The sequence below is a fragment of the Catellatospora sp. NPDC049609 genome, from assembly GCF_040675365.1.
Classification (GTDB): Bacteria; Actinomycetota; Actinomycetes; order Mycobacteriales; family Micromonosporaceae; genus Catellatospora.
The window spans coordinates 1-20816 of sequence record NZ_JBFAOU010000062.1; the positions used below are offsets into that span (position 1 = coordinate 1).

A 20816-nucleotide genomic window follows, 5' to 3' on the forward strand; every position below is an offset into this window, starting at 1 on the left:
CCCGGCTGGCCGAGGAGATCGCGCTCGCGGCGTACGACGCCAGCGCCGACCTCGCCGCCGAGCTGGGCACCCACCCGTCGTACGCGGACACACGTCGAGCGCCATCACCGCGTGCTCGACGGCCGCCGCCACCGCGAACGCGCCGACGCCGAAGCGGCACGGCCGCGCCCCGGCGACCACCCCGGCGGGCCGGTCGATTGGCAGACCGGCCGCGCTCTTTCACCCCCGACCGACAGGAGGTAGCCCGTGCTCGACACCGACCAGGCCGCGCCGCCGGACTGGCGAGCCCGGTCCCTGGCCACGGTGACCCCCGAGCGCATCAGCTGGTTGTGGCCCGGCTACCTCGCCGCCGGGAAGCTGCACGTGATCGACGGAGATCCCGGCTTGGGCAAGTCCACGATGACCTTGGACGTGGCCGCCAGGGTGTCCACGGGCGGCCGGTGGCCCGACGACCAGCCCGGATGCGAACCCGCCGGTGTTCTTCTCCTCAGTGCTGAGGACGGGCTGGCCGACACGATCCGCCCGCGCTTGGACGCCGCAGGGGCCGACGTGGAGAAGGTGTTCGCTTTCACGTGCTGGGACATCGGCCGCGACGGGGAGCGCACCGAACGACCGGCGACACTGCCCGGCGACACGGCACGCCTGGCGAAGGCGATCGCCTCCAATCGGGTCGGCCTGGTCGTGATCGACCCCTTGATGGCGTTCCTCGGCGGAGGCCTGGACGCTCACCGGGACCAGGACGTCCGCCGCGCGCTGTCGCTGCTGGCCCGGGTCGCCGAGGCCACCAACGCCGCCGTGGTGCTCGTGCGGCACCTGAACAAGGCGTCCGGGTCGAGCGCGCTCTACCGGGGCGGCGGGTCGATCGGCATCATCGGCGCCGCCCGGCTCGCCTTCGCGGTCGGCCGTGACCCGGACGACGAGGAGCACCGGGTCATGGCCGCCACCAAGGCCAACATCACCCGCCCGGCGCCGTCGCTGCGCTGGCGCATCGCCGACACCGACACCGGCCACGGCCGCGTGGTGTGGGAAGGCGAATCCCGGTACGGAGCCGACGAGCTCCTACGCGCGCCGGCCGACACCGAGGAGCGCGAGGAACGCGACGAAGCGTCCTCGTTCATCCACTCGTACCTGGCCGACCACGGCGGCGAGGCCACCGCCTCCGACGTGCTCAAGGCCGGACGCGCCGCAGGCATCCCCGAGCGCACACTCCGGCGCGCTCGCGACCGGGCTGGGGTCGTCACCCGCAAGGCCGGGATGCGCGGCGGCTGGCTCTGGCAACTCGACCTCGAACGCGACCCTGCATAGCCGCAGGTCAGCACGAAGAGGCCACGAAGCGGCCGAAGAGGCCAGGGACCGAACACGTGGCCTCTTCAGCCCCTTCGGCCCCTTCATACAAAACCCCTCAACTCGGACAGGAGTCCAGCGTGAACACGATTACGATCCGGGGCCGTCTCGCAAGCGAGGTGGAACTCCGGTTCTCCGCACAGGGCAAGGCATGGTGCACGTTCACCGTGGTCAGCTCGCGGCGAGTGAAGAACGGCAACGAGTGGGAGGACGCGGACACCATGTTCCTCCCGGCGAAGGTCTTCGGCACCCACGCCGAGCAGATCGCCGAATCCCTCGACAAGGGCGACCCGGTGACCGTCGTCGGCCGCGTCGTGCAGGAGAACTGGGAGACCGACTCAGGCGACAAGCGCTCCCGCATGGTGGTGATCGCCGACGAGGTAGCGGCCACCGTCCGGCAGCACCAGGTGAAGATCACCCGCATGGACCGATCCGGCGGCGGGTCCGCCGGCCGCGCGTCCTCCGGCGGCCAGCAGCGGCGGGGCGGCTACTCCAACCAGCACGCCGACGACCCGTGGGCCGCCCGATGATCAACGATGAGTGGTGGGACCTGCGAAAGGAGTTCGTCGCCCGCTACCCGATCGACGTCGAGGTGGGCGACTGGAAGGGCGAAACCATGACGGTTCAGCGGTGGGCCGATGGGCTGCTGGACCAGCTCGAAGCCGCCGTCAAGCCAGGCGCGGCCGGTCCCGACGCGGCAGGGGGCGGCGGATACGGCTCACGTCCCCCGGTCCGGGTCGGGGCGGTGTCGCTGCACGCCGAGATCACCCGGACGCTCAAGGGCTGGGCGGTGCACTTCACTGGCCGCCGGACGCCTACGGCGTACCGGGCGCTGTCGGAGCTGGGCCGGGTCCTGCCCGCGATCCAGTACACCTACACCGCGGCGATGGTCTCCAAGATGACCGACTGGCGCACCCGGATGCGCTGGGTACTGGGATGGGAGTCCCCGCCGTTCGCGCCGCGGGTGCCGTGCCCTCAGTGCCTCGCGCTAGGGATGCTGCGGTGCTGGCCCACGGAAACGTGGGTGGAGTGCCTGGTCTGCCGCTCCTACTGGACCGCTGAGACGCTGGGCGAGCTGCGCGACCGGCTGCGGCTGTCACGTGAGCTGACTCACGCCCGATGATCGTTGACGCCTTACGAGACGCGGCCGTATCGTAAATCGCGAGTGGCACCGCTGTACCCGCAACCGGGTCAGGCGGTGCCTTTCGCGTTTCCGGGGGTGATGGGGTTGCGGATCGGATCGACAGACCTACACCTTCACTCAGCGCTCGCGGTCGGACAGATCACCGCCGACCCCGCCACCGGACATGTAAGCATCAAGGGCCGCCCGGTCGGGCGTGCCCGACCGGGCGGCGTGATCGTCGTGGACGTGCCGAGAGCCGACCGTCCCGGATACGTGACCGTCCCGGCCGCCCGGATCGTCTGGACGGTGTGCGTCGGCCCCATCCCGTACGGGGCACGTCTCCGTCACGCGAACGGGAGAGCCTGGGATAACCGGCTCGACAACCTCGAACTTTCTTGACGGGCTCCGCGCGGCTGCCCCGGTCGAAAACGGATGCTGATCAAGGCATGGGGGAGGTACGTTTGAGCGCCCAATCGGCCTGTAGGAAGGAGAATCTGTATGGCCGAGCGCATCTTTTCTGAGGGTCTCGTCTTGCCAGACGGCCGCAAGGTCCGCGTGCTGGCTTATGACGACGGCTCCGTCCGCATCCGTCTGGATGCGACACCGTACGTGATGGAGGAGTGCTTCCTCGGCGGAGGAAGCACTCAGCACGCGATCATCAAGTTGGCACCCAAGCGTGCCAGCTGAAGATCAACGGTGACTCCTGTTCGCTGACCATCAGCGATGTTGGGGTCATAGTTATGAGCCCCCGCCCGGACACCGAGCGGGGGCTTCATGCTGCGCGGATCAGGACTCGATCATCCCGAGGAACCGGTATCTATCCCAGCCCCAATCGACATCCCCGAACCAGTACCGGCCGTCCTCGTCCGGCTCGATCACGATCGTGTACCCGTCCAAGCGCTCCCCGCGGTCGTACATGACCGCAGCGGCCAGGCCGTCCGCGTCGACCTCGATCACCTGGACCATTCCGGACGGTTCCTCGTCTCGAAGCGCCGCGCTGTCGGCCGCGATCCGCTCGACCACCTCCCGCGTGAACCCTGGGGCGGCGTGGCACCACTCGACCAGGCCGTCATTAATCATGACGGCCTCGTACGGCCCGAACAGCCCTTCAATCCCGATCTCGACCCGGCTCGTTCCCGGTCGCGCGGGACGCTCCATGTCCCACGGGTAGTCGCTGCACGCGCCCCCGTGGGCGGGCCACACGCAGCCCTCAGCGCGGCGCCCACACATGGCGCTCACGCGGTCACCGCCGACAGGTCGAGACGAAGGCACTCGCTGGCCCACTTCTCCGAGATGTCTAGCCGACGCGCGATCTCCACGATCGTGATGCGGGGCTGCTTGGCCTTCATCTGCTGCACGAGACGCGCGGTTTCGGCCTTCGACCGACGCACGGCCGCCTTCTTCGGCCGCTCCTCGATCACCACCTCGTCCGCCTCGACCTGGGCGGGCTCCTCGGCCTTGACGGGCTCGGCTGCCTTCGGCTTCGCGATGTGGTGCGCCCTCCACGCAATGATCGGCGGGATCGACACCGTCGTGACCGTGAACACGATGCCGCTCGTTCCGGTCAGCGGGATGAGCCCCGCCTTCGCGAGGTGGCTCGCGATCTGCGCCGTGAGCATGAGCGCGATCGACACCGCGACATCGGCCCGCCGGCCGACCTCGAACGCCGTCCACGCGTACACGTCGACCGCGAGCGGGAAGAGTATGCACAGCAACAGCGGGTAGTGCGCGAGCTGGGCCAGCTCGAACTCGCCGATCATCGTCAGTCCCGCAGCCGCGAACAGCGCGGTCTTGGGGCCGTTCCGCACGATCCACGAGGGGTTATCATCCTGAGCAGTCATCTTGGGGACTCCTTCTAAGTCCTCGGGGTGGTTAGGACCGGACAGGGGTTGCCGCCCCTGTCCGGTCCGCTTTCTGGGGTCTTGCGGCCGACTCGGCCGGGGAGAGTGATCCCGCCGTTTCGCAGCGCTCCACGCTGAGCCCGCGAACGGTGACCTTCACTCCCCGGCTTCGCTCGGCTAGTTCGTGGTCCGGACGCGGACCTTCTCGGAGCGGTCGAGGATCACGTGAGTGACCTCCCGCTCAGCACCGCACGTGCACGTCATCGCGACGTGGCAGCGGTGCACCGTGATCCACTGACGGCCCTTCGTCAGCGCGCGGGAAGCGTGGACCTCGTAGAACGGTCCGGTCTCCTCGTTGATCGCGCTGATCGCGTTGCCCGAGTTGACGTCCCCGGCCGACCGGGCCGACGAGGCGAGGTGGCCGCGCTTGACGATCTCGACCGGGCTCAACCGTCCCGCGAGGATGAAGCCGCCGTCCGAGAGGAAGAGGCCGAGGTTCAGGTCGAACGGAGCCACGGGCTCCTTACCGACGACGACCTGACCTGAGGGGAGCACGTCGCCGATCTCGACGGCGCTCGCGCTGACTGCGACTGTGGGTCGCTCGGACATCCTGGACTCCTTCTAAGTCCTGGTTCTTCCGGAACCTCACGAACTTGCCGGTTCGTTCCGTTCCGCCTGCAAGAGAGATATTGCCGTGCCGGAAGTACGGCGTCAGCCCTTCCGGAGCTGCTGATATCGAGCCGCAGCTTTTGATCCACACACGGCTACCACTTCCGGTCCACCGATCACTGTCGGCTGTGGAACTACCGGTCGAGCGCTCCCGAACTCGGGTCGAGCCGCTCCCGAACTCGTCTCCCGCCGACCGCGCGCCACCTCCCGAGTCCTCCATCGGCCGTCGCCTACTTCCGCGTCCGCCTCCGGAGCTCCGGAGCCTCACCCCTGACCTGGGAGGACGCCGTGAAACTGGGCTCTCTCTTCTCTGGATACGGCGGCCTGGACCTGGCCGTGAACGCCGAGCTCGGCACCACGACGGCGTGGCACTGCGAGTTCGAGCGGGCGCCGTCGCTGGTGCTGGACCGGCATTGGCCCGGCGTGCCGAACCTGGGCGACATCACCTCCGTGAACTGGTCGGAGGTGGACCCGGTGGACGTGCTCGCCGGTGGCTTCCCGTGCCAGGACGTCAGCGTGGCCGCGTCGGCTCTCAACGGGCGGCACGGCATCGCGGAAGGAACTCGCTCCGGGCTGTGGCGAAACTTCGCCGTGGCCATTCACGAACTCAGGCCCGAGCTGGTCCTGATCGAGAACGTTAGGGGGCTGCTCAGTGCGAGAGCTGCCGTACGCGCGATGGGACCCGTGCGGGACCTGGACGCAGATGCCCGACCCTTACGAGCCGTTGAGGCGGTACTCGGAGACCTGGCCGACCTCGGGTATGACGCACGGTGGCTACTGCTTCCGGCGTCCGCTGCCGGAGCCCCACATGAGCGCAATCGCGTCTTCGTCCTCGCCTGGCCCGCTGCTCCCGACGCCGACCGCTTCGGTCTTCGGGGACGCGGAGGACGTGCAGAGCTGGTTCGCCCGCCGGGAGAGGGCGGGCGGGAGCTGGTCGCCGCCGCTGGCGATCGCGGTCCGGACCCTGCCGGCCTTCAACGGTGGGGTGCGTTTGCACCTGCGATTGAAGCCTGGTCAGCGACAGTGGGGCGAGACGCCCCCCACCCCACCGAACCCAACAGCCGCAGCCGACTCCGACTGACGTCGAAGTTCTGCGAGTGGATGATGGGCCTGCCTGAGGGCTGGGTGACCGACACCCCCGGTGTCTCCCGCGAACAGGCGATGCGGCTGCTCGGCAACGGCGTCGTGCCCCAACAGGCACGGCTCGCGCTGCGGCTGCTGCTGGGCCGGGTGTGATGCTGCGCGTCGTCCCGCTCACCCTCGCCCAGGCCAACGACGCCGTGACCCGCCTGCACCGCCACCACCAGCCCGTCACCGGCCACCGGTTCAGCATCGGCGCCGCCGACGAGCACGGGCAGCTCCACGGCGCGGCCATCGTCGGCCGCCCCGTCGCCCGCGCGGTTGACCAGCACACGACAGCCGAAGTGACCCGCCTCGTGACGGATGGGACGCCGAACGCGTGCTCCCTGCTGTACGGGGCCTGTGCCCGAGCGGCCCGCGCGATGGGATTCGACACGATCCAGACCTACACCCTCGCCAGCGAGCCGGGCACCTCCCTGCGCGCCGCGGGATGGGTCCTCGACGGGCACGTACGAGGACGGTCCTGGTCCACACCGGGCCGACCCCGCACGGACACCCACCCCACCGAGGACAAGCACCGATGGGTACGACGCCTCACTTGACCAACCGAGGGGTGCGCACAGTGTGCGTACCCCTCGCAGCGCGGTAGAGCAGTGGAACGCTCGCGGGTCTCATAAGCCCGAGACGCCGGTTCGATCCCGGTCCGCGCCACCCCGCGCTGACGTTCACACCCCCGGAGATGGAAGCGGCATCGCACCGCGAAGGACCACCTCTGCGATGCGATCAGCGGCCACACGCGGGTCTTCGTGCTCCCAGACCCTGACCACCGTCCAACCGGCGGCCTGGAGCAAACGGTCCGTCTCCACATCGCGAGCTCGGTTACCGTCGATCTTCTGGGACCAGAACTCGGCGTTCTTGCTGGCCGGACGGTAGTGCTCGGGACAGCCGTGCCAGTAGCACCCGTCGAGGAAAACGGCGACCTTGGGGCCAGCGAATACCAGGTCCGCAGTCCTGCGGATCGACGGGTCCGGCCGCCGGTTGACGCGGTAGCGCAGACCCAGCGCGTGGACCGCGCGGCGTAACGCCAGCTCGGGGTCGGTGTCGCGCGACTTGTTGGCCCGCATGACGTTGCGTACCGCATCGCTCGACGCCCACGAGGCCGACGCGTCGGCCCCCACGCCCTGCTCGATGGCGGCCCGCCAACCTTGTGCGAGGTTTTCCGAGCGGGTCCCGGCCGTCACCTCGCACACATACCGCTCTGTCGTGCGGCCCTGCGAGGACCAACGAAGGTACGCGTAGACGCGGCGCTGCTTCGGGGGAAGCCGCAGATAGATCGACGCGGCAGCGGCCTTTCCGGACGGGAGAGGCACCAATCGGCGCTCGCGCCCGCCAGCGGCCAGGTCCTGCTCGGCCGACCGCTCAGCACGCGACGCGGCGGGGTCCGGTCGCCAAGCCGCGTCAGGTGGAGTCTCGGTACGCCAACCGGCCTGGGGCGCGGTCCGCTCGCCCGCCATCAGCTCCCTGCCTTACCGCCACCAGCCAGAGCGTCCTTGACCGCCTTCGCCATCACGCGGCCCAGGCCCACGGGCACAGCGTTACCGAGCTGGCGCATCTGCTCGCCACGTGGGCCCATCAACTCCCAGTCGTCCGGGAATGTCATCACCCGGGCCACCTCCCGCACGGTCATGTACCGGATCGAACCGTCATCCTTACGGAGGACGGTCTCACCACCGGGCACGCCGTGCACGCCGGCCTTGACCGTCTTCGCCGGCCGGTCCAGGTCGTTAGGGGTGTGGCCGACGTACTCGCGAGCGCCGGGCCATCCGTAGTGGTGCTTCCAGTCAGGGTGTTCGACCTTGTCACCGATGGGCTCGGGCATGTCGCAGATCGCGTCCCGCAGCGTCTTCCACGGCTCCCTCGGCTTCTTCGGGTCAAGCGGCGGGATGACGTCCGGCACCAGATCGGGCCGCGGCTCTCTGCGGTGCCGCTTCCAGTAATCGCCGTTCTTCTGGCTGTGCCACAAGGCCAGCTCGGAGTGCGTCTCGTCGGGGAACTCCCATTCCGAGAGCCCGAGGTCCTTGCGGAAGGCGACCACGAACACGCGCCAGCGCTGCTGCGGCACGCCGTAGTCTGCGGCGTTGACGAGCTTGTACTTAACGTCGTAACGCTCGGTAAGGTCGGAAGGCGCGACCTTGAGCGCCTTCTCAAGCCGCTTGTTGTGGTCGGCCCAATCCTCGCCCTCAACACGCTGCTCAAACGGGACCCTGAGCTCGTTCAGGATGTAGTCGTAGTACGGCTTGAACGACGCGCGCAGCAGCCCCTTGACGTTCTCAGCGATGATCGCCTTCGGCCGGGTCTCCCGCACACAGCGGAACAGCTCAGGCCAGAGATTGCGCGGGTCGTCATACCCCTTGTGCGCCCCGCCAAGACTCCAAGGCTGGCACGGAACGCCTCCGGCGACCACGTCCACCTTCCCGGCGAAGTTTGCGAACGACACCTGATGGACATCGCCCTCGATAAGGGGCCACTTGTCATCAAGAGACATCGGCTGATCAGCGGCCGGGTCGTAGGCGACCGCCGTGTTCTCCCGCAACGTGGCGCACGCGCGCTTGTCGAACTCGACCGCGAGAAGGTGACGGAACCCCTCTTCGTGCATAGCCCAAGCCAGGCCGCCACCACCGGTGAACAGCTCGATGCTCGTACCCACGCCACTCGGTGATCCGCTAGCCTGCTTCCCGCGCTTCGTCATGGCGCAAACCATACCGCGGACTTTGCGTATCTCGAACACCTGGTCGGCGTGTTCGAGTAGCCAATTTCAGGTAGCCTCAGGGACCGACCCCGAGGAGTGCCCGTGCCCGCTAGCGCAGAGTTCCGCCTGAGCATCACCCGCGCGCTCGGAGACCAGCTCGGCGAGGCACTAGCCGAACTCACGCCTGCGCCCCTGACCCCCGATCAGATCAACAAGATCGCCGGGCGGCCAGGCGTCTACCAGCTGTACCAAGACGGCGACCTGGTCTACATCGGCAAAGCCGAGAAGTCCCTTCCGCACCGCCTACGGGAGCACTACGAGAAGGTCAGCGGTCGCCGCAGCGTGGGCCGGATGACCTTTACCTGCCTCTACGTGGACGAGGACCTACACGCCGTCGCCCCGGAAACGCTGCTGATCCGTCGACACAAGGGAGACGGCAAGGCGGTGTGGAACCACAACGGCTTCGGGCTCCACGACCCCGGCAAGCAGCGGGACACCACCGTCGTCAAACCCACGCACTTCGACGCGCTCTACCCGATCAACCTCGATTGGGTATGCGAGGACATCGAACCGGGTGCCTACACCGCCGACGTCCTGCTGGCGCGTGTGAAGGAAACGCTGCCGTACCTGTTCCGGTACCAGGCCGACGACATCCACAAGACGATCAAGGTCGAGCTCCGCGACACCACGCCCACCGCCGACGAGTTGTTCACCCTCCTCGCGAGCGCCATCACAGACGTGGACGCCCGGTGGCAGATCACAGCGCTTCCCGGCTACGTGATCATGTACCCGAGCAAGGGCCCGTACCCGAACCCCCTAGCGATCTACTCATAGCGGACGCGAGCGGGGGGGTGGAGTCATGCCCACTCCCCGCCGGCCGTGGGAAGGCAGCACCCGACGCGCGCGCCTCCCCGCCGACTGGCCCGCTCGACGCGCCCGCGTCCTCGCCCGAGACAGCCACCGCTGCACCGCCAGCGACGACGGCACCCGGTGCCCCCGAGCCGCGACCGACGTCGACCACGTACGCCGCGGGGACGACCACCACGAGACCAACCTGACGTCGCTGTGCGGCTGGCACCACGCCCGCAAGAGCAGCGCCGAAGGAAACGCAGCGAGATGCCGGCCGACACAGGCTCGACCTCGTGAGCGCCACCCTGGTCTAGCCGAAGATGGCTGAACCAGCTCCTTCGACGCCCAAGCCTTCAGCGATGCGTCGCACTGCCGCGTGCGTCGCAAACGCAGGGCCATACGATCGGATGCGCTTCCAGAGGTTCGCCTGGGCCTTCCGATCAGAGCCATCCATGCTGTGCAGCTCTCGCAGGCGTTCAGCTATGAACAGCCGGTCATGCTCCGCCATCTCCTGCTGATCGAGGATGTTCTCAAGTTCATAAATGCGTTGCTCGCGAGTCGCCCACGGGAATGCGGAACCGCACTCGTCGCAGAAGCCCGGCAACTCGTAGTTGGAACTGAACCCGATCACACCTGCCGCGTAATATTCTCCGCGCACACGAAGGCCACAGTTGGGGCAGCCCGTCACAACACCCGCTCCGCATTGCGTGCACTTCTGCTCGGGGTCCACCCGCGCGTCAACCATGAGGTAGATGCTCATTACGTGGCCGCGTCGACAGGCGAGGGCGGCGCGATGGTGGGACTCATCTCGCCGGATCTTGTGAAGGTCACGCTCGGGAAAACGAAGGCTCTGCACGGCAAATCAGCGTACTCGCCTGATTCGATCTTCAGGCAAGCTCGGGGCGCGAGGTGGGGGGTGGGGGGTGGGCCCCTCCCCGCGGCACGCGACACCGGGAAGTGGCTGTGTCTCGCTGTATGTATGATTTCCGGCTCGGTCGCAGTCCAATTAAGGCGTACCAGGCAATTCAGCTGAAACTTCGATGAAGTGGGCAGCGGGACCGCCAGCACGCAGGAGCCGCATTATTATCGCTTCCTGCTCGCCGCATGTGCGCCCACCAGAGCAGGGCATCAGGCCTGCGACGGCTACCCACCGTACTTCGTCGGCCGAGTCGGTCGGGTGCCACCGAACCGACCATGTCCCAGTTGACTTGACTATGGCCAGTGGCGACACCTGCCACACATCCTGCCCAATTCTCTTGCCGACCACCCATATCCCCCAGTCTCGTGGTAGCTGGGAGATTCGTCCCTCCACTTCCAGCTCGATCCCTTTCGCTGCCTTGTGTCTCGCAAATGTAGAGATGGTTACGGTAGGCAGTGTCGGCGATGGTGATGGCGACGTGATCGGGCTGGTAACTACGGTTGGAGATGCCTGAGCGGGCGAGGGAAGGGCGGTGCTCTGAGCCGGGGGAGTCGACGAGTCGCTGGCCTGGATCACCGTTGCGACAACCAGCGCGAGCGCACCTACCGCTGCGGCGAGGAGAGTCTGCCAGTTCTCCCATCTGACCCTTCGAGCTTCTGCCGGTTGTCGACCATCCTTGCGCCGAGCCAAAGCCGTGCACCCCTTTCAGTAATCGACCTCCGTCAAGTTAGCGAACAAGTGCGGAGGATGAAACGCCATGCCGGTTAACGGACGCAAGCCAAAAGCAGTAGGTAGCAGACGCAACAGGGTCAAGCCGGTGCACGACTGGATCGAGGTGGAGGACACCCCGTATGACGGGCCGGTGCCGGTGAAGCTCCCGGCGAAGCGGGTGCTCACCTCGCCGGAGGGTCCGTACGAGGTGACGGTCCATCCGATGACCCGCGCGTGGTGGCGAACGATCTCGGCCATGCCGCACGCGGCCATGTGGACCCCGGCGGACTGGCAGTTCGTCCTCTCGACCGCCCTGGTCGCCGACGACTTCCACCACGGCCGCACGACCGCCGCCGTGGAGCTGCGCCAGCGGGAGAAGATCCTCGGCACCACCGTGGACGCCCGCCGGGACCTGCGCATCCGGTACGTCCCGCCGACCGAGGACACCCCGACCGAGACACCTGCAGACGCCCCCGGCGCGACGGTGACGAGCCTTGCCGACCGGCGGAAGCGGATCACCGGCTCCTAGACCTGCTGCGGGGTGAGCGATGCCCCGTGAACTGCTGCGCTCCCCGGAGCACGACCGTAACCGCTCGCTCGGGTGGTTCGCGTCGGCGTGGATGGAGTACGCCACCATCCACGGTCCCGGCGACGTCCAGGGACAGCCCGTCGTCCTCGATGACGAGCTGGTGGAGTTCACCGTCGACTCCTACGCCCTCGACGCGCAGGGGCGGCGCCTGTATGACTCGGCGTTCTTCTCCCGCGCGAAGGGCCGCGACAAGTCCGGCCACGCCGGGCGGATCGTGTTGTTCGAGGCGTTCGGCCCCGCGCGGTTCGAGCGGTGGGCCGAGGGCGGCGAGGTCTTCCGCTGGCGCGATTTCGTGTACGAGTTTGCGCCCGGCGAGCCGATCGGCCGCCCGATCGTGTACCCGTTCATCCGCTGCCTGGCCACCGAAGAGGGCCAGGCCGGGAACACGTACGACAACGTCCACTACAACCTGACCGAGGGTCCGCTGTCGGAGGGCCTTCCCCGCGGCGCGGCCGGGCTCACGCGCACGTTCCTGCCACACGGCGGCGAAATCGTCCCGAGCAGCGCGTCCAACGCCGCGAAGGACGGCGGTAAGGAAACGCTGACCGTCTTCGACGAGACGCACCTGTACGTGCTGCCCGAGCTGCGCAAGATGTACGCGACGGTCAGGCGGAACCTGGACAAGCGCAAGCTCGCCGAGCCGTGGAGCCTGGAGACCTCGACCATGTACCTGCCCGGTGAGGGCAGCGTGGCCGAGGAGACCCACAAGGCCGCTCGTGACATGGCCGCCGGGGTCCTGCGCGATGCCCGGCTGCTGTTCGACCACCGCGAGGCCCCGCCCGACGTCGACCTAACCAACCGGGATGAACTCGTGGCCGCGCTCCGCGAGGTGTACGGCCCGTTCGCAGGCGTGATGGACCTGGACCGGATCATCCGAAGCATCTGGGACCCCCGCAACACCCCGGAGGACTCCCGCCGGTACTGGCTCAACCAGGCCACCAGCGCGCATGACGCGTGGATCGCCGCGCACGAGTGGGCCGCGATCCGCGACCCCGCCGGCCGCCTGATCGACGGCGACACGATCACGCTCGGGTTCGACGGATCGCGCCAGCGCTCCCGGAAGGTCACCGACGCAACCGCCCTGATCGCCTGCCGCCTGTCGGACGGGCTCCTCGTCCCTCTCGGGATCTGGGAGCAGCCCGAAGGCCCCGCCGGGCAGGGCTGGCGCGTGCCGGTGACCGAGGTTGACGCGGCCGTGCACGACGCCTTCAAGCGGTTCCATGTCGTCGGCTTCTACGCCGACCCCGCCAAGTGGGAGGGGCCGATCGGGACCTGGGAGGGCCGCTACGGGCACCGGCTCAAGGTCAAGGCCACCCGTGACCACCCGATCGAGTGGTGGATGGGCGGCGGCCGGGCACGCGCCACGGTGCGCGCCCTGGAGCGGTTCCTGAACGCCGTCATCGACCGCGAGATCAGCCATGACGCCTCGTACGTGCTGACCAAGCATGCCCTCGCGGCTCGCCGCCGGGTGTCCAAGGCGGGCGTGCAGATCTCGAAATCGCACCCGGACAGCCCGCACAAGATCGATGCCCTGGTGGCGTCCGTGCTCGCGCACGAGGCTCGCGCGGACGCCATCGCCGCAGGTGTCACCGCCCTGTCGGACATGGGCGGCTTCACCTTCTGAGCACTACCAGGTCACGCGCTTGGAGACGTACTCGTACAGCACGCCCGTGTAGAGGCGCAGCTTGTCCTTCTCCGCGTGGCACACCCGCGACAGCGACGGCTGGCCGCCGGTCAGCGGGTACCGGCCTTCGTCGCCCTTCGGGTCGATCTCCGCGATCTTGCGGATGAAGCCCACGATCACGTCCTGGTCCTCGTCGTCCTGGGTCACCAGGTCGTGGCCCGGGCCGAGCGCGGCGAGCAGTTCGTCAAGGTCGTGGCAGAACCGCAGCTTGCGGTCGTCCTGGTAGGTCGGCCCGAACAGTGCCTTCAACGACAGCTCGGCCAACTGCCGGATGTTGAAGAAGGCCGCCTGCCCGAGGTTGTTATCGATCGCCAGCATCGCGGTCACGTAGAACTCCTCGATGGTCGAGGCCATCGGGAGATCGAAGTTCACCCGCGCCAGGCACAGCGGGTCCGGGGTCTCGTGGTCGTCGTTCGGGTCGCCGAACGGATTCTCAAAGATCAACTTGGTACGCATGATGGCCAATGGTTCCAGGCGATCCGGCGTCCGGCAAATGCATTTCAATATGGACACTTCGTCACCCCCGGAGGTGCACATGGCCGACCCGCGCACCGGCACCCCGGAGTGGTGGCTGATCGACCTGAACCGCAAGCGGCTGCGCCGTCTGCGCCGTCTGGAGCTGTGGCGGCGCTACTACCGGGGCGAGCACCCGCTCCCGGCGGGGCCGCCCGGCGCGACCGCCGCGTACCAGGACTTCCAGCGCAAGAGCCGGTCCAACTTCTGTGCCAGCGTGGTCGATGCCGTGGTGCACCGGCTGCTGATGATCGGGGTGACCGACTCGGCCGGGGTGTCCGATGACGTGGCGTGGCGCTGGTGGCAGCTCAACAAGCTCGACGCCCGTCAGCGGCAGGTCTACCGGACGTCGCTGTCCCAGTCGATCGCGTACGCGATGGTCGGCCCGCACCCGCGCGACCGCAAGCGCCCGCTGATCACCGCCGAGCACCCGTCCCAGGTGATCACCGAGACGGACCCGGCGACCGGCGAGCGGCTGGCCGGGTTGAAGGTGTGGCGCGACCCGAGGGGCGTGCACCGGGCGACCGTGTTCGCGGAGGGGTCGCTGTCGCGGTACGCCAGCGACCAGCGCACCCCGGCCAACGACATCTCGGCGTGGAAGCTGGTCGAGCGCAAGCCGTCCCCGTTCGGTGTGCCGATCGTGGACTTCCCGTGTCGGCCGGAGCTGGGCGAGGACCCGGAGCCGGAGTTCGCCGGGGTCATCGACGTCCAGGACCGGATCAACCTCGGCGTGCTCAACCGCATGACCGCCGAGCGCTACGGCGCGTTCCGGCAGAAGTACGTGGTCGGCCACCGGTTCAAACGGCGGGTGGACGAGGCGACCGGTCTGGAGATCGTGGAGTCCCCGTTCCGGCCCGACCCCGGCTCCCTGTGGGCGTCGGAGGGCGAGAACACCAAGTTCGGGGAGTTCTCGCAGACGGAGCTGACCGGCTACCTGCGGGCCAACGAGGCCGACATTCGGGCGCTGTTCGTGCTCACGAGCACCCCGGCGTACTACCTGCCCGGTGACCTGATCAACATCAGTGCCGACACCGTGACCGCGCTGGACACCAACCACGTCGCCAAGGTCGGCGAGCACCAAGCCTGGTACGGCGAGGGGTGGGAGGAAGTCCTCGACCTGGCGGCCATGGTCGCCGGGGAGAAGCGCGACCGGACCGCGTCCGAGGTCCGTTGGCGTGACCCGCGCCAGCTCAACCCGGCCGTGATCGCGGACATGGGCACCAAGCGGCGCAGCATGGGCTACCCGCTGACGATGGTCGCCGAGGACATGGGCGACTCCCCGCAGCGCGTCAACCGCCTGCGCGCCGAAGCCGCCGCCGAAGCGCTGACCGCCCCGCCGGCCGTGACCGGCGGTGGTGCGGATGGCTGACCCGTTCACCGCCCGCCGGACCGCCCTGCACGCCCGGCTGATCGAAGCGCTCGTGCGCGCGTTCCTCGGCCTGCCGGACTGGCGCGACCCGGCCCCGTTCGTCGCGGTCGCGGTGCCGATCCTGCGCGGGGCGCAGACGGCGATGGTCGGGCTGACCGACGCCGCGATAGCCGCCATGCTCACGCGGGCGCTGCGCACGCCGGTCGCTCCGGCGGCCCTAGACCCGGCGCCGATCATCGACGCCGTCCGCAGCGAGGTCACCCCCGAGCAGGCCTACCGCCGGCCGTTCGATGACCTGTGGACGGCACTGCACGAAGACCGGCCGCTCACGGAAGCGGTCGAGCTCGGAACGGTCCGGCTGCGAGAGATAGCCGAGACCGATCTCCAGATCACCTACTCCCACGCCGCCCGCGCGGCGCTCACCCGCTCCCCGGCCGCCGACAAGGTGACCGGCTGGCGGCGCGTGCTGCGCCGGTCGGAGTCGTGCGCCCTGTGCGTCATCGCCTCCACCCAGAGGTACCACGTCGGCGATCTCAACCCGGTGCATCCCGGCTGTGACTGCGAGGTCGAGCCGATCACTTCGGCCGACCGGCACGTCATCGACCGGGCGCTACTGGACGCCGCCAGTAAGGCGGCCGAGGACTTCACCGGCTCGTACCCGACACGGGAACAGCTCCGCGACGTCCTGCTGAGCATCACCCGCGAGCACGGCGAGCACGGTCCCGTGCTGGTCGACCCGCGTCACCGGTTCACCGGCCCCGGCGACCCACCGACCGCCTGAGCCGCCCCACCCCGCACGCCCTCCCCGGCGCCTGACACGGGCCGACCGGGCACCCCGACATGGGAGAACCCTGTGGACAACCCGCTGAGCACCATCCCCGGCGCGATCATCGGCTACCGCAAGAACGGCACCCCGATCCGGCTCATCGCCGGAGCGTCCCCGGAAGGCGAGCCGCCCGAGGGCGACCCGCCGGCCGACACCGCCGCCCAGCTCGCCGCCGCGCTCGCTGACGCCGAGAAGTGGAAGGCGCTGTCCCGCAAGCACGAAGCCAACGCCAAGGCCAACGCCGACAAGGCGACTCGCCTGGACCAGATCGAGGCCGAGCACGCCGCGGCGCTGGCGAAGGTTACCGACGAGCGCGACAAGCTCTCCGGCGAGGTCACCAACCTGCGCGCCGTGGAGATCCGCGCGGTAGCCGCAGCCGCTGCGGGCCTGCCCGCCGACCTGGCCGCATTCATCACCGCAACCACCGCCGAGGACGCCAAGACTCAGGCCGAGACCCTGGCCGCCCGGCTCGGCACACCCGGTCACGACCAGGGCGTCCGCAAGGACACCGACACCGACCCCGGCACGGGCGTCGCCCGGCTGCGCGCCGCGTACGCCGACCGGTCCGCGACCCGCTGACCGCCCCCTATCCGTTCCGGCCCGCCAGCGTGCGGGCCTTCTGTGTATCCAGGAGTAGCCCGCTATGGCACTGACCCTTGCTGAGGCCGCGAAGCTGTCTCAGGACGACCTCCAGCGCGGCGTGATCGAGACCTTCGTCCAGGTCTCCCCGATCCTCGACCGCATCCCCTTCCTCACCATCGAGGGCAACGCGTACGCCTACAACGAAGAGGCGACGCTGCCCGGCGTGGAGTTCCGCGCCGTTAACGCCGCGTACAGCGAGTCCACGGGCACGGTGAACCCGAAGTCCGAGCGCCTGGTGATCCTCGGTGGTGACGCCGACGTGGACACCTTCATCGTCCAGACGCGCGGCAACCTGACCGACCAGCGCGCCACCCAGACCGCGATGAAGGTCAAGGCCGCGTCGTACAAGTACCAGGACACCTTCATCAACGGCGACTCCGCCGTGGACGTCAACGCCTTCGACGGCCTCAAGAAGCGCTTGACCGGCGGGCAGGTCATCGCCGGTGGCACCAACGGCATCCCGGTCGTGGGCAACGGCACGACCGACCCGCAGACGTTCTTCGACGGCCTCGATGCGCTGGTGGCCCTGGTCCCCGGCCTGTCGAGCGGTTCGGGCGCCCTGTACGCGAACAGCAAGATCATTGGCAAGATCCGGTCCGCCGGCCGCCGCCTGGGCGGTGTCGAGACCGTCCGCGAGGACATGACCGGCAAGCGGATCATCACGTGGAACGGCATCCCGCTGCTCGACCTCGGGCAGACCGCCGCGGGCGCGGACATCCTGCCGCTGACCGAGACCCAGGGCACCGCCGTGGACGCGTCCTCGATCTACGCCGTGAAGTTCGGCCAGGACGAGGGTGACCAGGCCGTGACCGGTCTGACCAACGGCGGCGTGCAGACCAAGGACCTCGGGGAGATCGACGCCAAGCCCGTCTACCGGACCCGGATCGAGTTCTTCTGCGGCCTGGGCGTGTTCGGCGGCAAGGCCGCGGCGCGCCTGACCGGCGTGCGGAACCAGTGAGGTGGTGCCGATGCCGCCCGCCAAGCGCACCACCGGCCCACCGCCCGACCCGGCCCCGGCCGACACCACCCCGCCGTTCCCGCACCGCGACGCCTGCCCCAGCGAGCGGATCGAGACGTACGCCGCGCTCGACCCGGCGCCGCCGCCGGACCCCGGCGCGCTCGTGATCGTCATGCGGTGCGTCGGCTGCGGCGCGGCCGTCTACGAACGGGAGTGACCGCCGATGGCGTACGCGACCGTTGACGAGTACGTCACCCGCACGGGCGGGACACCGCTCCTAGCCGCTGAGGCTGCGAAGGTCGGGGCGCTCCTCGATGACGCCTCGGCCCTGGTCGACGGCAAGATGCCCGCCGGATACCACCCTCCGGCGGGCATCGCCCGCGCCGTCGTGATCGCGATGGTGATCCGCCGGGGCAACAACCCCGGCGGGTTCCGCTCCCGCACCATCGGGGAGTACAGCGAAACCCTCAACGCTGACGGCGGCCTGTACCTCACCCGCGACGAGCTGGACGACCTGCTGTCGGCTTACGAGCAGGGCGGCGCGTACACGGTCGAGCTGGACCGCGAGTTCATGGGCGGCGGGTGAGCGATGCTGCCCATGCCCCACACTGTGACCCTGTTCCCGGCGGTCGACGCCACCGACCCGGACGGCAACCCGGTCCGCCGGCCGTCCCCGACCGGCGTCGCCTCGCCCGCGTTCGTGCAGCCGCGCCGCTCCGTCGGGGACACCGCCGAGGCGACCACCACCGCCCGCGCCGCTGCCTACCTCCCGCCCTCCGCACCCGAGCTCGACGCGTACGCACAACTCGAGTTCACCGGAGCCCGGTGGGAGCTGGTCGGCGCGGCAACCGCCCACGACGACGCCCAGGGCGTCCGCGTGTACTGGCGGGCAGACCTTCGGCGGGTGACCTGATGGCATCCGTCCGCCGCAACCTCGCCAAGCGCGTAGCGCGCCTGCCCGCCGTTCAGGCCGAACTGCAACGGGTCGCCGAGGCGGTCCTTGCCGCCGCGAAGGCCCGCGCGCAGAGGCACCGCGACTCCGGCGACCTCGCCGCCTCGCTCAAGATCCGGCGCGGTCGGGTAGACCGGCGCGTCGAGTCCGACGATCCGCTGATCCTGTCCAAGGAGTACGGCCACGCTGACGCCCGCACCGGCCGACACGTCGAGGGCGCGCACGTGCTCACCGGCGCCGCCGCCGACGTCGCCAGCGGGAAGAGGTGACCGCCCGTGGACATCGAGACCGCACTCCTGGACTTCCTGCGCACCGCCCCGGCCCTCGACGGGTTCCACTTCGGCACCCGCCGCCCGCCTGTCCTGGCCGACCGGATGCCGTTCGTGCAGCTGACCCGAACCGGCGGCGTGCCCAGCCTCCCGACCTGGCGCAACGGACCCGTGATCGAGCGTTTCGGCATGTCAGCCCTCGTGTGGGCCGGACCCGACCCGATCGACGCCCGCCAGGCGTGCGCCGCCGTCCTCGCCCAGCTCTACACGCTGCGCTCGACCGTGCTCGACGGGATCACCGTCGTGCGGACGGCCCCGCTGTCCGGCGTCGTGCCGATCCCCGACCCTGACGCCCCGGAGGGCGTGCACCGTGCCACGGGTGCCGTGCTGATCACCGCCCGCTGACCTTCACCCCATCCCATCCCTGCCCGCGCGCCGCGCGGGCTTTCGCATACCCGGAGGCCCCTGCATGGCGCTCAATGACAACACCCTCGTGATCCCCGGTATCGGCTACGTCTACACCGCCCCAACCGGCACCGCCAAGCCCGCCAGCGTCACCGCTCCCGCCGCCCCGTGGGTCGACACCGGCCACACCAGCGAGGAAGGGCTGACCGTCGCGTTCGAGATCTCCAAGACCAAGCGGCGCACCTGGCGGGCCAGGGCCGGTGTCCGCGTCAGCGTGGACGAAGTCAACTTCACGCTCTCGTGGACCGCGCTCCAGTTCGACAACGAGTCGATGACGTCCTACTTCGGTGGCGGCGATGTCGATGAAGAGGGCGTGTTCGGTGTCGTGAAGTCCCCGGCCCCGGTCGAAAAGGCGCTATTCATCCGGCTGGTGGACGGCATGTCCGAGGTCGATCTGTACGTGGCGAAGGCCGCGATCGGCCCCGGTGGCGAGCTGACCGCCAGCCCGGAGGACTTCGCCGGGTTCCCGCTTGAGGCGGAGGTCCTGGACCACGCCTCGGTCGCGCACCTGGCCGACTGGCTGTCCCCGCTGCTGGGCACGGCCGCCTGATCCGCCCTGTGGGCGCGCGCTGGCAGACCCGCACGCCCGCGGGGCCACCATCCCGCGTCTGCCGACCCGCTTCTGTCTCCTGTGGAGGTCTGCCTTGTCCGACACCCTGACCGCCGCTGCCGCCGAAGCGCAGCGCGATCCCACCGCCCCGATCCTGTCGCGCGTCCTTGCCGGGCGCCGCTGGGACTTCGGAACCCTCGACGTTCGGCCGTCGCAGCTCAAGCGGTACGCCGTACTCGCTGAGATGGTCGCCGGGAAGCGGCCCGACCAGATCACCAACGGTGAGGCGGTCGAGCTGGCCGCCATCGCCGAGGAGATGCTGACCCTCGCCCTCCCGCCGGCCGACAGGGCCGCGTTCGAGGACGCGCCCCTGACCGGTACCGACATCGCCGCACTCGCCGCCGACTACTTCGCGTCCCTCGGTGTCGGCGCGGGGGAATCGTCGGCCTCGCCCGCCTCCTCACGCAACACGCGGAAGCGGTCGAGGCGGACCTCACGGCGCTAGGCGTCGACCTCGGCGACCTGTGGAACGGACGGCTGTCACTGCGCCGCCTGCGCGTCCTGATCACCGAACTGCCGCACACCTCCCGCGTAGCCGTGGCGCTGCGCGGCGGGACCGAGCATGACGGGTGGGATCTTCACGCCCACCTGCTCGCCGCGCTCGTTGACGCGGTACAGGCCAACACGCACGCGGTCATCCAGGTGCAGACCCCG

Annotated in this window: 29 protein-coding genes and 1 tRNA gene; 22 read left to right on the top strand and 8 right to left on the bottom strand. The window is 69.3% G+C overall.

Annotation, left to right across the window (positions count from 1 at the left end; translation table 11 throughout):
• Positions 1–246: 246 nt before the first annotated feature.
• From AB0J67_RS18885 to AB0J67_RS18905, 5 genes are all read left to right on the top strand, one after another.
• Entirely contained in the window at positions 247–1305 is a 1059-nt protein-coding gene (locus AB0J67_RS18885; RefSeq protein WP_363483991.1) for an AAA family ATPase, read from the top strand.
• Between the two features lie 119 nt (positions 1306–1424).
• Positions 1425–1874, top strand: a complete 450-nt coding sequence (ssb, locus tag AB0J67_RS18890) for a single-stranded DNA-binding protein (protein WP_363483994.1) — start codon at positions 1425–1427, stop codon at positions 1872–1874.
• Positions 1871–2467 (top strand): hypothetical protein, encoded by a 597-nt coding sequence (locus AB0J67_RS18895; protein WP_363483997.1) that lies wholly within the window; start codon positions 1871–1873, stop codon positions 2465–2467. Before ssb ends, AB0J67_RS18895 begins: the two co-directional genes overlap by 4 nt.
• A gap of 42 nt (positions 2468–2509) precedes the next feature.
• Positions 2510–2866 carry an HNH endonuclease gene (locus AB0J67_RS18900; protein ID WP_363484000.1) on the top strand — a complete coding sequence of 119 codons (357 nt, stop codon included), beginning with the start codon at positions 2510–2512 and terminating at the stop codon, positions 2864–2866.
• A gap of 99 nt (positions 2867–2965) precedes the next feature.
• The gene (locus AB0J67_RS18905; RefSeq protein WP_363484003.1) at positions 2966–3154 is read left to right on the top strand and encodes a hypothetical protein; all 189 of its coding nucleotides are present in this window, start codon (positions 2966–2968) and stop codon (positions 3152–3154) included.
• 99 nt (positions 3155–3253) lie between these two features.
• Here the strand turns inward: AB0J67_RS18905 and AB0J67_RS18910 are convergent, their stop codons facing one another.
• The 3 genes from AB0J67_RS18910 to AB0J67_RS18920 form a co-directional block, all read right to left on the bottom strand.
• Positions 3254–3625 carry a hypothetical protein gene (locus AB0J67_RS18910; RefSeq protein ID WP_363484006.1) on the bottom strand — a complete coding sequence of 124 codons (372 nt, stop codon included), beginning with the start codon at positions 3623–3625 and terminating at the stop codon, positions 3254–3256.
• A 77-nt stretch (positions 3626–3702) separates the two neighbouring features.
• Positions 3703–4308, bottom strand: coding sequence for a hypothetical protein (locus tag AB0J67_RS18915; RefSeq protein WP_363484009.1), 606 nt, complete (start codon positions 4306–4308; stop codon positions 3703–3705).
• A 177-nt stretch (positions 4309–4485) separates the two neighbouring features.
• Complete coding sequence (locus tag AB0J67_RS18920) at positions 4486–4917, bottom strand: hypothetical protein (protein ID WP_363484012.1); 432 nt, start codon at positions 4915–4917, stop codon at positions 4486–4488.
• A gap of 348 nt (positions 4918–5265) precedes the next feature.
• Between AB0J67_RS18920 and AB0J67_RS18925 the strand changes: the two genes are divergently transcribed.
• From AB0J67_RS18925 to AB0J67_RS18935, 3 genes are all read left to right on the top strand, one after another.
• On the top strand, positions 5266–6213 hold the full coding sequence (locus AB0J67_RS18925) for a DNA cytosine methyltransferase (protein WP_363484015.1): 948 nt from the start codon (positions 5266–5268) through the stop codon (positions 6211–6213).
• Positions 6213–6659 (top strand): XF1762 family protein, encoded by a 447-nt coding sequence (locus AB0J67_RS18930; RefSeq protein ID WP_363484018.1) that lies wholly within the window; start codon positions 6213–6215, stop codon positions 6657–6659. Before AB0J67_RS18925 ends, AB0J67_RS18930 begins: the two co-directional genes overlap by 1 nt.
• 37 nt (positions 6660–6696) lie before the next feature.
• A tRNA-Met gene (locus AB0J67_RS18935) sits at positions 6697–6768 on the top strand.
• Positions 6769–6782: 14 nt separating this feature from the next.
• Here AB0J67_RS18935 and AB0J67_RS18940 read toward each other — a convergent pair.
• Both AB0J67_RS18940 and AB0J67_RS18945 read right to left on the bottom strand, forming a co-directional pair.
• On the bottom strand, positions 6783–7298 hold the full coding sequence (locus tag AB0J67_RS18940) for a very short patch repair endonuclease (protein ID WP_363484021.1): 516 nt from the start codon (positions 7296–7298) through the stop codon (positions 6783–6785).
• 272 nt (positions 7299–7570) lie between these two features.
• On the bottom strand, positions 7571–8806 hold the full coding sequence (locus tag AB0J67_RS18945; RefSeq protein WP_363484024.1) for a DNA cytosine methyltransferase: 1236 nt from the start codon (positions 8804–8806) through the stop codon (positions 7571–7573).
• A 102-nt stretch (positions 8807–8908) separates the two neighbouring features.
• On the opposite strand from AB0J67_RS18945, the gene AB0J67_RS18950 reads away from it, so the two are divergent.
• Positions 8909–9640, top strand: coding sequence for an Eco29kI family restriction endonuclease (locus tag AB0J67_RS18950; RefSeq protein WP_363484027.1), 732 nt, complete (start codon positions 8909–8911; stop codon positions 9638–9640).
• A 325-nt stretch (positions 9641–9965) separates the two neighbouring features.
• Here AB0J67_RS18950 and AB0J67_RS18955 read toward each other — a convergent pair whose 3' ends face one another.
• Positions 9966–10511 carry a DUF2321 domain-containing protein gene (locus AB0J67_RS18955; RefSeq protein ID WP_363484030.1) on the bottom strand — a complete coding sequence of 182 codons (546 nt, stop codon included), beginning with the start codon at positions 10509–10511 and terminating at the stop codon, positions 9966–9968.
• 880 nt (positions 10512–11391) lie between these two features.
• On the opposite strand from AB0J67_RS18955, the gene AB0J67_RS18960 reads away from it, so the two are divergent.
• Both AB0J67_RS18960 and AB0J67_RS18965 read left to right on the top strand, forming a co-directional pair.
• Complete coding sequence (locus AB0J67_RS18960) at positions 11392–11814, top strand: hypothetical protein (RefSeq protein ID WP_363484033.1); 423 nt, start codon at positions 11392–11394, stop codon at positions 11812–11814.
• 19 nt (positions 11815–11833) lie between these two features.
• A complete protein-coding gene (locus AB0J67_RS18965; protein ID WP_363484036.1) occupies positions 11834–13498 on the top strand; it encodes a hypothetical protein in 1665 nt (554 codons plus the stop codon).
• 3 nt (positions 13499–13501) lie between these two features.
• On the opposite strand, the gene AB0J67_RS18970 is transcribed toward AB0J67_RS18965, so the two are convergent.
• Positions 13502–14014 (bottom strand): hypothetical protein, encoded by a 513-nt coding sequence (locus AB0J67_RS18970; RefSeq protein WP_363484039.1) that lies wholly within the window; start codon positions 14012–14014, stop codon positions 13502–13504.
• A 49-nt stretch (positions 14015–14063) separates the two neighbouring features.
• Between AB0J67_RS18970 and AB0J67_RS18975 the strand changes: the two genes are divergently transcribed.
• The 11 genes from AB0J67_RS18975 to AB0J67_RS19025 all read left to right on the top strand — a co-directional run bounded on the left by AB0J67_RS18975 (position 14064) and on the right by AB0J67_RS19025 (position 20607).
• Entirely contained in the window at positions 14064–15440 is a 1377-nt protein-coding gene (locus AB0J67_RS18975) for a phage portal protein (RefSeq protein WP_363484042.1), read from the top strand.
• Positions 15433–16221: a hypothetical protein gene (locus AB0J67_RS18980; protein WP_363484045.1), complete on the top strand. Its 789-nt coding sequence runs from the start codon at positions 15433–15435 to the stop codon at positions 16219–16221. Before AB0J67_RS18975 ends, AB0J67_RS18980 begins: the two co-directional genes overlap by 8 nt.
• 72 nt (positions 16222–16293) lie before the next feature.
• Positions 16294–16845 (top strand): hypothetical protein, encoded by a 552-nt coding sequence (locus AB0J67_RS18985; RefSeq protein WP_363484048.1) that lies wholly within the window; start codon positions 16294–16296, stop codon positions 16843–16845.
• A gap of 64 nt (positions 16846–16909) precedes the next feature.
• On the top strand, positions 16910–17866 hold the full coding sequence (locus AB0J67_RS18990) for a major capsid protein (protein ID WP_363484051.1): 957 nt from the start codon (positions 16910–16912) through the stop codon (positions 17864–17866).
• Between the two features lie 10 nt (positions 17867–17876).
• The gene (locus AB0J67_RS18995; RefSeq protein ID WP_363484054.1) at positions 17877–18083 is read left to right on the top strand and encodes a hypothetical protein; all 207 of its coding nucleotides are present in this window, start codon (positions 17877–17879) and stop codon (positions 18081–18083) included.
• 6 nt (positions 18084–18089) lie between these two features.
• Positions 18090–18452, top strand: a complete 363-nt coding sequence (locus tag AB0J67_RS19000) for a hypothetical protein (protein ID WP_363484057.1) — start codon at positions 18090–18092, stop codon at positions 18450–18452.
• Positions 18453–18464: 12 nt separating this feature from the next.
• Positions 18465–18779, top strand: coding sequence for a hypothetical protein (locus AB0J67_RS19005; protein WP_363484060.1), 315 nt, complete (start codon positions 18465–18467; stop codon positions 18777–18779).
• A complete protein-coding gene (locus AB0J67_RS19010; protein ID WP_363484063.1) occupies positions 18779–19087 on the top strand; it encodes a DUF5403 family protein in 309 nt (102 codons plus the stop codon). Before AB0J67_RS19005 ends, AB0J67_RS19010 begins: the two co-directional genes overlap by 1 nt.
• Positions 19088–19093: 6 nt before the next feature.
• On the top strand, positions 19094–19492 hold the full coding sequence (locus AB0J67_RS19015) for a hypothetical protein (RefSeq protein ID WP_363484066.1): 399 nt from the start codon (positions 19094–19096) through the stop codon (positions 19490–19492).
• Between the two features lie 64 nt (positions 19493–19556).
• Positions 19557–20102, top strand: coding sequence for a hypothetical protein (locus AB0J67_RS19020; protein WP_363484069.1), 546 nt, complete (start codon positions 19557–19559; stop codon positions 20100–20102).
• A gap of 94 nt (positions 20103–20196) precedes the next feature.
• Positions 20197–20607, top strand: a complete 411-nt coding sequence (locus tag AB0J67_RS19025) for a hypothetical protein (RefSeq protein WP_363484072.1) — start codon at positions 20197–20199, stop codon at positions 20605–20607.
• A 35-nt stretch (positions 20608–20642) separates the two neighbouring features.
• Here the strand turns inward: AB0J67_RS19025 and AB0J67_RS19030 are convergent, their stop codons facing one another.
• On the bottom strand, positions 20643–20792 hold the full coding sequence (locus tag AB0J67_RS19030) for a hypothetical protein (protein WP_363484075.1): 150 nt from the start codon (positions 20790–20792) through the stop codon (positions 20643–20645).
• Positions 20793–20816: the final 24 nt, after the last annotated feature.